This is a genomic window from Xanthomonas sp. PPL134 (assembly GCF_040595915.1).
In the GTDB taxonomy this organism is placed as follows: domain Bacteria; phylum Pseudomonadota; class Gammaproteobacteria; order Xanthomonadales; family Xanthomonadaceae; genus Xanthomonas_A; species Xanthomonas_A indica.
On the sequence record NZ_JAMDLL010000004.1, the window covers coordinates 156,192 to 168,250 of the forward strand.

7 protein-coding genes and 2 pseudogenes are annotated in these 12,059 nt (G+C 70.9%); all 9 read left to right on the forward strand.

Annotation, left to right across the window (positions count from 1 at the left end; all coding sequences use genetic code 11):
• Positions 1 to 24: 24 nt before the first annotated feature.
• The 9 genes and pseudogenes from M3U25_RS10575 (at position 25) to M3U25_RS10615 (ending at position 11,785) form a co-directional block, all read left to right on the forward strand.
• Complete coding sequence (locus M3U25_RS10575) at positions 25 to 1,008, forward strand: alpha/beta fold hydrolase (RefSeq protein ID WP_355498974.1); 984 nt, start codon at positions 25 to 27, stop codon at positions 1,006 to 1,008.
• A complete protein-coding gene (locus M3U25_RS10580) occupies positions 1,005 to 1,724 on the forward strand; it encodes a hypothetical protein (protein ID WP_160945460.1) in 720 nt (239 codons plus the stop codon). The genes M3U25_RS10575 and M3U25_RS10580 overlap by 4 nt, the downstream gene beginning before the upstream one ends.
• Before the next feature lie 5 nt (positions 1,725 to 1,729).
• On the forward strand, positions 1,730 to 2,368 hold the full coding sequence (locus tag M3U25_RS10585; protein WP_355498971.1) for an HAD family hydrolase: 639 nt from the start codon (positions 1,730 to 1,732) through the stop codon (positions 2,366 to 2,368).
• Between the two features lie 413 nt (positions 2,369 to 2,781).
• Positions 2,782 to 4,785, forward strand: a complete 2,004-nt coding sequence (locus M3U25_RS10590; RefSeq protein ID WP_355498968.1) for a methanol/ethanol family PQQ-dependent dehydrogenase — start codon at positions 2,782 to 2,784, stop codon at positions 4,783 to 4,785.
• An 80-nt stretch (positions 4,786 to 4,865) separates the two neighbouring features.
• Positions 4,866 to 6,530, forward strand: a pseudogene (locus M3U25_RS10595) (quinoprotein dehydrogenase-associated putative ABC transporter substrate-binding protein); the annotation flags it as partial.
• A 77-nt stretch (positions 6,531 to 6,607) separates the two neighbouring features.
• A complete protein-coding gene (locus tag M3U25_RS10600; protein WP_355498965.1) occupies positions 6,608 to 7,192 on the forward strand; it encodes a c-type cytochrome in 585 nt (194 codons plus the stop codon).
• The gene (locus M3U25_RS10605) at positions 7,189 to 8,208 is read left to right on the forward strand and encodes a beta-propeller fold lactonase family protein (RefSeq protein WP_355498962.1); all 1,020 of its coding nucleotides are present in this window, start codon (positions 7,189 to 7,191) and stop codon (positions 8,206 to 8,208) included. The genes M3U25_RS10600 and M3U25_RS10605 overlap by 4 nt, the downstream gene beginning before the upstream one ends.
• Positions 8,209 to 8,262: 54 nt before the next feature.
• Positions 8,263 to 9,372: an S-(hydroxymethyl)glutathione dehydrogenase/class III alcohol dehydrogenase gene (locus M3U25_RS10610; protein ID WP_355498959.1), complete on the forward strand. Its 1,110-nt coding sequence runs from the start codon at positions 8,263 to 8,265 to the stop codon at positions 9,370 to 9,372.
• Positions 9,373 to 9,388: 16 nt separating this feature from the next.
• Positions 9,389 to 11,785: pseudogene (locus M3U25_RS10615) on the forward strand (TonB-dependent receptor).
• The last annotated feature ends 274 nt before the right edge of the window (positions 11,786 to 12,059 follow it).

Sequence of the window (12,059 nt, forward strand, 5' to 3'; positions counted from 1 at the left end):
CTGGATCCGCCTCCCGGTGTCGCCGTGCTGGTGCTGACCATGGCCTGGCTGCTGCTGGCCGGGGTGCTGCTGGTGGTGGCGGCGCTGATCGGCGTGGTGCTGGTGCTGCGCGATCCGTTCCTGCTGGTGCGTTTGGAGAGCCTGCGCCAGCGGCGCGGCAGCGGACTGCAGCGCCGCCAGGTGCAGGTCGCCGGGCATGCCTGGACCTATCTGGTGCGCGCCGCGGCCGATCCCGCCGCGCCGACCCTGCTGCTGGTGCACGGCTTCACCGGCAGCAAGGAGAACTGGCTGCCGCTGGCGCGCGCGCTGGGCACGCGCTATCACCTGGTGATCCCGGACCTGCCCGGCTGGGCCGAGAGCCAGCGCATCGCCGGGCAGGACTACGGCTTCGTCGCGCAGGCCGAGCGCGTGGCCGCCTTCGCCGCGCAATGCGCGCGCCGTGCGGGCAGCGACTGCGTGCTGCTCGGGCATTCGATGGGCGGCGGCATCGCCGCGCTGGCCGCGGCGCGCCATCCGGCGGTATTCGACCGGGTCGGCCTGTTCAACGCCGCCGGCGTGCGCTTCGCCGACAACGCCTTCGGCCAGGCGGTGCTGGATGGGCACAATCCGTTCGCGGTGCACGATGCCGCATCGTTGCAGCGCTACATCGACACCGTGTTCCTGCTCGACCGCGCCAAGCCGCGCATCCCGCGCTGGGCGGTGCCGGCGGTGGTGGCCTGGCGCCGCCGCGAGGCCGCGTTCGAACAGCAGGTGCTGGCGCGCATCGGCCGCGGCGAGGAGGCGTTCCTGCCGTTCGAGGAGGCTGCGCACATCCGCCAGCCGGCGCTGCTGCTCAATTGCGTGCAGGACGCGGTGATCGACGCCAGCGCGCTGGCGCTGTACGCGCAACGCCTGCCGCAGGCGATCCAGGTGCTGCTGGACGGCAGCGGCCACATGTCCATCGTCGAGAAGCCCGCCGAGGTCGCGCAGGCCATCGACACCCTGATCCAAAGAGGAACCCCACGATGAAACGCATCCTGCTCGGCGCGCTGTGCGCCGTCGCCCTGGCCGCTTGCGGCGATCACGAGGCCGAGCGCAAGGCGCAGGCCGCCGCCGAAGCGCAGGCCAAGGCGCAGGCCGCCGACGACCTGGCCAAGCAGTATGACGCCGCGGTGAAGTCGGGCAACTGGGATTTGGCGCGGATCCACGGCGCGGCGCTGCTGCAGCAGTATCCCGGGTCGGACGCGGCCGAACGCATCCAGCCCGGCTACGCCGAGGTCAAGGCCAAGGGCGAGGCGGCGCGCGAGCTGCGGCGCATGCAGGCGGCCTGGCAGTACTCGCAGGTGCCGGCCGGCAAGGGCGTGCAGCGCTCGGCGATGCTGTACAGCCGCGACAAGGTCGACGTGGACGGCAGCGGCCCCAAGCCGGTGCAGCTGGTGTTCCGCGACCATCCGGAATGGAAGCGCAGCGCCTACCTGGTGCTGCAGTCCGGCGATTTCCGCTGCGCCGGCGGCTGCAAGGTGGAACTGAAGGCCGACGACGCGCCGCCACGCGCGGCCGCGGCCTGGCGGCCCAAGACCGACGAGGCCATCGCCATGTTCATCAGCGACGACAAGGCGCTGTGGAAGCTGGCGCGCAAGACCACGGTGCTGCAGATCACCTTCCCGGTGAAGGCCGGCGGCACCCGCACCGCGGTGTTCGAGACCGGCGGCCTGGACGGCGCGCAGATGCCGGGTTGGGATTGAGCGCGATGCACGCTGCGATACCGCCATCGGCCGAGGCCCTGCGCCAGGTGCGCCACTGGGTGTTCGACATGGACGGCACCCTGACCCGCGCCGTGCACGATTTCGCGCTGATCCGCCGCGAACTGCAGATCCCGCCGCAGGCCGACATCCTGCACCACCTGGCGGCGCTGCCGGAGGCGCAGCGCGCCAGCAAGCACGCCTGGCTGCTGGAGCACGAACGCGTGCTGGCCCAGGAGGCCACCGCGGCCAACGGCGCGCCGGCGCTGCTGCGCACCCTGCACGCCGCCGATTGCCGGCTGGCGGTGCTCACCCGCAATGCGCGCGAACTGGCGCAGCTGACCCTGGAAGAAATCGAGGTCGACGACCTGTTCGAGGAGGTGACCATCCTCGGCCGCGACGAAGCCCCGCCCAAGCCGCATCCCGGCGGCCTGCTGCAGCTGGCCGAACACTGGGGCGTGCCGCCGCAGGCGCTGGCGATGGTGGGCGACCACGCCTACGACCTGCAGTGCGGGCGCCATGCCGGCGCCACCACCGTGCTGCTGCATCCGGATAATCCCTGGCCGGCGCTGGCCGACCTGCACTTCGCCGATTGCGCCGCGCTGCTGGCGTGGTGGCAGGACCACGCCGGGCCGCAGCCGCACTGACCGTTGCTCCGCGGCGGCTGCGCGCCGCCGCGCGTCCACCCGATTCTCCCGTCCCACGCAGCGACGGCGGGCGTGCCGCGTGCGCGCTCCCGCCGCGCGTTGCGCCGTGCGCATCCGCGTGGGCCGGCGCCGCGTGCGCGCCGATGGCACAGGCGATGCCCCGCGCGCATGCCGGCACTGCGCCAATCGCGATGCAAGGGCATGGCACAAAGTGTCACGTTCTCGAGACGTCTTCGATCGCGATGCGTGCAGTGCTGGGACGACCACCGATGGTGTGATCCGCCCGTCAAGGGATGTTGCATCGCAGCGGCGCGATGGCATGGACGTTGCTCGTAGACACCCACGCTTCAGGTTCCGTGGCACACGCCCACCAGGTGCAGCTGTCGCGGCTCTTCAACGAGGGGAGTAGAACGATGCACAGTCATTCACGTCGTACCCGGGCTTGTACATTGCTCGCACTGGCCACTGCGTTGGCGCTGGCGGGTTGCAAGAAGCAGGAAGAGGCCGCGGCGCCGGCCGCCGCGCAGCAACCGCCCGCCGCCGCGCCGGCCGCGGTCGCCGATACCGACAGCGAGTTCGCCAGCAATGCCGCCAACCCCGACAACTGGGGCGGCGTCGGCCGCGATTTCGGCCTGACCCGGCACAGCCCGCTGGCCGAGATCAACCGCGACAACGTCAAGAACCTGAAGATGTCGTGGGAGATGAAGACCGACGCCACCCGCGGCCACGAAGGCCAGCCGCTGGTGGTGGGCAGCACCATGTACATGGTCAGCGCCTATCCGAACAACGTGTTCGCGATCGACCTGTCGCAGGAAGACAACGGCAAGGTGCTGTGGAAGTACACCCCGCAGCAGGACGAGCGCGCGGTGGCGGTGGCTTGCTGCGACACGGTCAACCGCGGCGCCTCCTACGCCGACGGCAAGGTGGTGTTCGGCAGCCTCAGCGGCGACGTGATCGCGCTCGATGCCAAGACCGGCAAGGAAGTGTGGAAGCAGAAGCTCGCCTATCCGGAGAAGGGCGAGACCATCACCATGGCCCCGATCATCGCCGACGGCAAGGTCGTGGCCGGCATCAGCGGCAACGAGTTCGGCGTGCGCGGCCGCGTCGCCGCGTATGCGCTGGCCGACGGCAAGCAGGCCTGGTCCTGCGAAGCCACCGGCACCGACAAGGACATCTGCCTGGGCCCGGACTTCAACAAGGCCAATCCGCAGCACGGCCAGCTCGGCGACCTTGGCCAGAAGACCTATCCCGACGAAGGCTGGAAGCGCGGCGGCGGCGCGGCGTGGGGCTGGTACAGCTACGACCCGAAACTCAAGCTGGTCTATTACGGCACCGGCAATCCCGGCCTGTGGAGCCCGTCGTACCGCTGCGGCAAGACCACGCAGAAGGAGTGCGACACCGGCGAGTACGACAACAAGTGGTCGATGACCCTGTTCGCGCGCAAGATCGACACCGGCGAAGCGGTGTGGGGCTACCAGAAGACGCCGTTCGACCAGTGGGACTACGACGGCATCAACGAGCCGATCCTGGTCGACCTGACCATCGACGGCAAGCAGGTGCCCTCGGTGGTGCAGTTCGATCGCAACGGCTTCGCCTATGTGCTCGACCGCCGCGATGGCACGCTGCTGCGCGCCAACAAGTTCGTGCCGGCCAACTGGGCCGAGCGCATCGACATGAAGACCGGGCGCCCGGTCAAGGTCGCGGCGCATTCGCCGCTGGAGCGCGGCCGCAAGGTCGAGGCGTTCCCCTCGGCGATGGGCGGCAAGGACCAGCAGCCGTGCTCGGTGGATCCGGCCAACGCGGCGGTGTTCTTCTGCGGCACCAACAACTGGCACATGGAGCTGGACCCGCAGGAGCGCGGCAACACCATGATGGGCCTGCCGTACGTGTTCGCCAACGTGCTGATGAAGCCGAACGAGCCCGGCGCGCTGGGCATCGTCAAGGCATTCGACGTGGTCGAGGGCAAGTCCAAGTGGGAGATCAAGGAGAAGTTCCCGGTGTGGAGCGGCACCCTGGTCACCGATGGCGGGCTGGTGTTCTACGGCACGCTGGACGGCTGGTTCCGCGCCGTGGACAAGGACACCGGCAAGAAGCTCTGGGAGACCAAGTTGCCCTCGGGCATCATCGGCAACCCGATCGCCTACAAGGCCAACGGCCACCAGTACGTGGCGGTGTTCTCGGGCATCGGCGGCTGGATCGGCCTGCCGGTCGCCGCCGGCCTGGATCCGGGCGATCCGTACGGCGCGCTGGGGGCCGCCGGCCTGGCCTTCAGCAACGGCTTCGACAAGATCCCATTGGGCGGCATGGTGCACACCTTCCGCATCGACGGCGCCGGCAAGACCGTCACCCCCACCACGACCGCCACCGCGGCCGCTGGCGGCGGCAGCGCGGCGGTCGCCGCCAAGACGGTGCGATGAGCCGGCGGCGCCGCGTCCAGGAGGCGAGCGGGGGCCGCATGGCGCCCGCTGCGTGGCGCCTGCCTGCGGGCGCGCGCGCCGTGTTGCTGTGGTGCAGCCTCGGACTCGTCGCCGCAGGCTGCACGCGCGAGCCGTCGTCCACGGCGGCTCGCGCTCCTGCGGCCCCGCCCCCTGCCGCGACGCCGGCTTCCGCTGCGCCCGCCGCCACGCTGCCGGCCGATGCGCCGGTACTGCGGGTCTGCGCCGATCCCGGCAACATGCCGTTGTCCGATCGCGCAGGCGAGGGCTTCCAGAACAAGATCGCCCAGGTGGTGGCCGCGGAGATGGGCCGGCGCCTGGAGTACGAGTGGCGCAGCTACTACCAGCGCGGCCTGGCGCGCAGCACGATCAACGCCGGGCGTTGCGATGTGCTGATGGACATGAACAGCGATTTCGAGATGGGCCTGCCCACGCGCCCGCTGTATCGCTCCACCTATGTGCTGGTCACCCGCAAGGGCCTGGAGCTGCGGCCGGCCTCGCTCGACGATCCGGCGTTGAAAAAACTCAAGGTCGGCGTGTTCCAGAGTTCGCCGGCGCGGCAGGCGCTGTTCGACCATGGCGTGCAGGGCGAGGTGCAGTACCTGTTCTACGACTCGGCCAGCGCGCCGCAGGAGCATCCCGGCAAGCTCGCCGAGCAGGTCGCCGCCGGCAAGCTCGATGCCGCCGAATCCTGGGGGCCGGTGGCCGGCTACTACGCCGCGCGCGGCGGCCTCGGCGTGGTGCCGTTGAACGTCATCGACAACGAGGTGCTGGAGTACTCGATGGCATGGGCGGTGTCGCGCAAGAACGCGGCACTGCGCGATGCGCTGAACGCGGCGATGCAGCGCAGCGCTGGCAAGATCGGCGCGATCCTGCGCGACTACCACGTGCCGCTGGTGGCCTGCGCCGATTGCATCGTCGCCGGCGACCTGCGCTCGCACGGCCCCTATCCGGCGCCTGCCGATCAGGACGACACGCCGAGCGCGCAGGCCTCCTCGGACATGCTGGCGCAACTGCAGCTGCGCATCGCCGGTGGCGCCGATCCCAACGAGGAACTGGCGCATGCGCTCGACGCCGGCGATGGCGTGCGCGTGGCCTGGCTGCTGCGTCACGGCGCCAGCGCCGACCAGCCCAACCGGCTCGGCGAGCCGCCGCTGCAGCAGGCGATCCGCAACCAGGCGCCGCTGCTGGTCGGCGAACTGCTGGCCGCCGGTGCCCAGGTCGAACGCCGCGACAGCAATGGCTGGACGCCGCTGATGAAGGCGGCCTGGTCCAACGACGGCAAGAGCGTCGCGCAGTTGCTGGCGCATCGCGCCAAGGTCGAGGCCGTGTCCACCGATGGCTGGACGCCGCTGGACCTGGCGATCTCCTACGCCGACGCCGACGTGGTGCAGGCGTTGCTCGACGCCGGCGCCAGCGTGCGCCGCGCCAATCCGGCCGGCTTTACGCCGGTGATGTTCGCGGTGGCGCGCAACGATCCGCAGATCCTCGACCTGCTGCTCGAGCGCGGCGCCGAGGCCGACCGTGCGAACCGCGCCGGCGTCACCCCGTTGATGCTCGCCGCCGCGGCCGGGCGCGAGGACAGCGCCCGGCGCCTGCTCGCCGCCGGTGCCAGCGCCGATGCGCGCGACGCCGACGGCAAGACCCCGGCAGTGCTGGCCCAGCAACGCGGCAATGCCGAACTCGCCCACTTGCTGACGGAGGCCCAGCACCGCCGCACGCAATGACCGCTTCCTGCCGTCCCGCACACGCCGCTCGCGCGGCCTGTTCTTCCCATCGAGCACTCCGCAAAGGTGTTGTCCCCATGCGTCCTGCCTCCATCCGTCGTCGCACCGCCTCCCTGCTGTTCCCCGTGTTCCTGTTCGCTTCGCTCCTGTTGTTGCCCGCCTGCGGCAAGCAGGAAGCGCCGCCTGCGCCGGCGGCCACCCCCGCACCGGCCGCGCCTGCCGCGGCGCCCGCGTCTGCGCCTGCCTCCGCCCCGACGGCGGCAGCGCCCGCCGCACCCGCTGCCGCCGCACCGGCACCGGCTGCGGCGGTGACGCCGATTCCGAAGGGACCGCCGGTCAAGGTCACTCCGGAACTGGTCGCCGAGGGCAAGGCAATCTTCAACTCCGCCGGCTGCACCGCCTGCCACGGCGGCACCGGTGGCGGCGGCATGTGCCCGCCGCTGACCAACGACATCTGGGTGTACGGCAACGACGACGACACCTTGCGCGCGCTGATCACCGAAGGCACCGCCGGCATGGCCGCGCACGGCAAGACCCGGATCGGCCACGAGAAGGTGGTGGGGCAGATGCCGCCGTTCGGGCCGGTGCTCAAGCCGGGCGATACCGAGAAGCTGCTGGCCTTCATCCACTCCATCAACAAGACCGCGGGCGCCACGCAATGAGGAACGTGTTGCGCCTGTCCGCCGTCGTCGCGCTGTCGCTGTTCGCCGCGGCCTGCCAGCGCACGCCTGCGCCGGCGGCCGGCACCGATGCCGCGGCGGCCGCACCGGCGCCTGCGGCCAGCGCGGCGGCGCTGGCCTACGTCCCGAACCAGCGCAGCGGCACTATTTCGGTGATCGACACCGGTAGCGCCCGCGTGGTGCGCACGCTGTCGGCGCAGGGCCAGCTCGGCAAGCGCCTGCAGCAGGTGGTGCCGGGGCCGGCCGGGCATCTGTACGTCATCGACGCGCAGGGCCATCGCCTGCTAGAGCTGGATACCGTGCAGGACCGCGTGCTGCGCAGCGTCGACATCGGCGAGAACGCCGAAGGCGTCGCGGTGGCGCCGGATGGTCACCAACTCGCGGTGTGCGTGGAAGGGCAGAACCAGGTGATGCTGATCGACCCGGCCAGCTTCGCGATCGGCGCGCACATCGCCACCCGCGGGCAGGCCCCGGAACACTGCGTCTACACCCCGGACGGTGCGTTGTTGCTGACCAGCAACGAAGGCTCCAACGACCTGGACGTGATCGACGTGCAGGCCGGTACGTCCACCGGCGTCATCGCCACCAGCGGGCATCCACGCGGCATGGCGTTCGCGCCCGACGGCAAGACGGTCTACGTGGCGCAGGAGTCGGCCAACGTGGTCGACGTGATCGATCTGGCGGCGCGCAAGCGCGTGGCCAGCATCCAAGCCGGTCAGCGCACCGCCGGCATCGCCATCGCCCGCGACGGCAGCCGCGTGTACGCGTCCAACGGTGCCGGTACGGTCAGCGTGATCGACACCGCCGCGCGACGCACGCTGGCCGAGATCCCGGTCGGGCAGCGGCCATGGAATCCGGCGCTGAGCGCGGACGGCAAGACGCTGTACGTGGCCAACGGCCGGTCCAACAGCGTCAGCGTCATCGATACAGCGGCGATGAAGGAGATCAAGCAGATCGCGGTGGGCGAGATGCCATGGGGTGTGGTCGTGGCGCAATGACGTGAGGCCAGCGGCGCCAGTGGGTGCCGCGACGGGGAGGCGGGGAGAGCCGGAATGAAGACGCGAGCCGCGGTCGCCTGGGCGGCGAACCAGCCGCTGGCCATCGAGGAGGTGGATCTGCAGCCGCCCAAGGCCGGCGAGGTGCTGGTGCGGATGGTCGCCAGCGGCATCTGCCACAGCGACGAGATCGCCTTGTCCGGCATCGATGCCGAGGCGGCGTTCCCGGTGATCCTGGGCCAGGAAGGCGCCGGCGTGGTCGAAGAGGTCGGCATCGGCGTGACCAGCGTGCGCCCCGGCGATCACGTGATCCCGCTGTACATGCCCGAGTGCGGCGTGTGCAAGTACTGCCGTTCCAACCGCACCAACCTGTGCCAGGCGATCCGCAGCAGCCAGGACCGCGGGCTGATGCCCGACGGCAGCAGCCGCTTCTCGCTGCACGGGCGCCCGCTGCTGCACTACATGGGCACCAGCACCTTCGCCGAATACACGGTGCTGCCGGAGATCGCGGTGGCCAGGATCCACCCGTCCGCGCCGTTGGACAAGGCCTGCCTGCTCGGCTGCACGGTCACCACCGGCATCGGCGCGGTGCTCAACACCGCGCGGGTGCGGCCGGGCGAGAACGTGGCGGTGTTCGGGCTGGGCGGGATCGGCCTGTCGGTGGTGCAGGGCGCGGTGATGGCGCGCGCCGAACGCATCATCGTGGTCGACATCAACCGCGACAAGTTCCCGCTGGCGCGCGCGCTGGGCGCCACCGACTGCCTGGACCCGAAGGATTTCGGCGCGCCGGTGCAGCAGGTCATCGTCGACCTCACCGACGGCGGCGCCGACCACAGCTTCGCCTGCGTCGGCGACGTGCGCGCGATGCGCGCGGCGCTGGAGTGCTGCCACAAGGGCTGGGGCGAAAGCATCATCCTCGGCGTGGCGCCGAGCGCGCAGGAGATCAGCACGCGGCCGCTGCAACTGGTCACCGGGCGCGCCTGGCGCGGCAGCGCGTTCGGCGGGGTCAAGGGGCGCAGCGAATTGCCGGCCTATGCCGAGCGCTACCTGGCCGGCGAGATCCGCATCGACGAACTCATCAGCGAAACCCTGCCGCTGGACCACATCAATCGCGGCTTCGAGACGCTGCGCGCAGGCCGTGGCATCAAATCGATCGTCCTCTACTGAGCCTCAAGGAACCGGCATGACTCTGACTCCAGGATGCAGCACCCCGCCGGCGAGCCTGCTCGCGCTAGCCGTCGTCACTGCCATCGGCCTGCTCGCCGCACCGGCGCGCGCGCAGACCACGGTCAACGCCGACGATGCGCAGATCACCGCGCTGGACCGGGTCGAGGTCACCGCCACGCCGATTCCCGGCACGCTGATCGATGCCGACCTGCTGCCGTACACCGTGCAGACCGCCAATGCCGACGACATCGCGCGCAGCCAGGCCGGCAACCTCACCGACTTCCTGCTGCGCGAGATGAACGGCGTGGACACCAACGAGGTGCAGGGCAGCCCGTTCCAGACCGATCTGACCTTCCGCGGCTTCCGCGCCTCGGCGCTGCCCGGCGCCTCGCAGGGCGTGTCGGTGTACCTGGATGGCGTGCGCATGAACGAGCCGTTCGCCGACATTGTCAGCTGGGACATGATGCCGGAGGCGGCGATCCGCAGCGTCGCGCTGATGCCGGGCTCCAACCCGTTGTTCGGTCCCAACACGCTGGGCGGCGCGCTGGCCTTCACCACCCAGTCCGGCCTGACCGCGCCGGGCCTGCGCGCCGACCTGTCGGTGGGCAGCGGCGCGCGCAAGCGCCTGGACGCGTCCTACGGCTACGCCGGCCCTGACGGCCTGCATGCCTTCGTCGCGGCCACCGGCTTCGACGAGAACGGCTGGCGCGACGCCTCCGCCGGCCGTCTGGGCACCGTGTTCGGCAAGTTCGGGCGGCAGGGCGAGCGCACCGATTGGGACGTGTCGCTGCTGCACGGGCGCAGCCGCCTGGTCGGCAACGGCCTGCTGCCGAGCTTTCGCTATACCGACGCGGGTACCGAGCCCGGCCTGTACGAGGCCGACCGTGCCGCGGTCTATACCTCGCCGGACCTGACCCGCAACCGCAACACCTTGCTGACCGGCCAGTTCGACCATCGCTTCGACGAACGCACCGCGCTCCATGTGCTGGCGTACTACCGGCAGGGGCGCCGCGACACCGTCAATGGCGACATCAACGACGACTACGAGGACTTCGTCGACGACTGCGCCGACGGCTACGCTGCCGATGGCACGCCGCTGGAGGCGGGTTGCACGGTCGCACGCGCCGATGCCGACGCGCTGCACAGCGGCGTGCTCAACACCACGCAGATGCGCCAGCATGCCGAGGGCGTGGCGCTGAATCTCAGCCGCCAGGCCGGCGCGCATGCGCTGAGCATCGGCGCCACCTACGACCGCAACCGCGTGCGCTACCGGCAGTACGCGCAGGACGCGTTCGTGCAGGACGACCGCTCGGTGGTCGCCGATCCGGACGAGGACCGCACGTTCTTCTCCGGCGTCGACGGCCGCAGCAGCACCCTGGGCCTGTTCGCCGCCGATACCTGGGAGTTGAGCGAGGCCACCCATGTCAGCGGCGCGCTGCGCTGGAACCGCGTCGCCGTCGCCAACACCCTGTCCACCGGCGACGACGGCGTGTTGCCGCGCGAGCGCTTCGTGTTCGCCAAGGCCAACCCGTCGCTGGGCATCACCCAGCGCCTGGGCGGCGGCGTCACCGCGTTCGCCTCGGCCTCGCAGAACAGTCGCGCGCCGACCGCGATCGAACTCGGCTGCGCCGACCCGGAGCAGCCGTGCCGGTTGCCGACCGGGCTGCAGGCCGACCCGCGCCTGGAGCAGATCGTCTCGCGCACCTACGAACTCGGCCTGCGCTGGAACCCGTCGCCGGCGCAGGCGCTGAACGCCTCGTTGTACCGCGCCGACAACCGCGACGACATCCTGTTCCTGCGCGCGCCCAATACCCAGCAGGGCTATTTCGACAACGTCGGCCGCACCCGCTACCAGGGCGCCGACCTCAGCTACCGCGGCAGCCACGGCGCGCTGCGCTGGTTCGCCGGCTACAGCTACCTGGACGCCACCTACCGCAGCGTCGGCGAACTGCTCTCGGGCGAACGCAGCGTGGCGCTGCGCCCGGGCACGCGCATCGCCGGGCTGCCGCGCAACACACTGAAGCTGGGCGTGTAATGGCAGGCGCTGGCGCAGCTGGCGCTGGGCGCGGACCTGCGCGCGGTGTCGCGGCGCGTGGCCAGCGGCAACGAGGACGGCCTGGTGGAGGATCCCGAGGACGGCGAGGCGCCCGCGCGTCACGACCTGTCCACCGGCGGCTACGCCTTGCTCGACCTGCATGGCACCTGGGAACTCGCCGACGGGCTGTCGCTGTACCTGCGGATCAACAACGTGTTCGACCGCCGCTACGAGACCTATGCGGCGATCGCCGAGGACCTGTTCCCGGGCGGCGCCCTGGCGCGCCCACAGGACGCTGCGGTGGAGGACGGCCCCTCGCGCTTCGTCGCGCCTGGCGCCCCGCGGCAGTATCAGGTCGGCCTGCGCTGGCGTTTCTAGCGGGCGCGGTGTGGCGGGGCGCTGCGTGGGGCTCATCGGCTTCGTATCCTCGCCTTGTCCACCGGCCGGAAGCTGGTCGGCTCCGGCGGCGGTCGCGGCTGAAGCCGCTCCTACAGAAGCGCTACGCCGGTGACGAAGCGCGACCCGGTAGCAGCGGCTTCAGCCGCGACCTAGCAGCCGTGGAGCATTCGGCTTCGGCAGCAGTCGGGACTGAAGTCCCTCCCACAGGGTGTGTCGCCCAATCGGCTTGCCTGCTGTTGTCGTAGGAGCGGCT

Bases quoted from the DNA above. Each gene is read 5' to 3' on its own strand.
- M3U25_RS10580 (WP_160945460.1), top strand. From the start codon at position 1,005: ATGAAACGCATCCTGCTCGGCGCGCTGTGCGCCGTCGCCCTGGCCGCT.
- M3U25_RS10585 (WP_355498971.1), top strand. From the start codon at position 1,730: ATGCACGCTGCGATACCGCCATCGGCCGAGGCCCTGCGCCAGGTGCGC.
- M3U25_RS10590 (WP_355498968.1), top strand. From the start codon at position 2,782: ATGCACAGTCATTCACGTCGTACCCGGGCTTGTACATTGCTCGCACTG.
- M3U25_RS10600 (WP_355498965.1), top strand. From the start codon at position 6,608: ATGCGTCCTGCCTCCATCCGTCGTCGCACCGCCTCCCTGCTGTTCCCC.
- M3U25_RS10605 (WP_355498962.1), top strand. From the start codon at position 7,189: ATGAGGAACGTGTTGCGCCTGTCCGCCGTCGTCGCGCTGTCGCTGTTC.
- M3U25_RS10610 (WP_355498959.1), top strand. From the start codon at position 8,263: ATGAAGACGCGAGCCGCGGTCGCCTGGGCGGCGAACCAGCCGCTGGCC.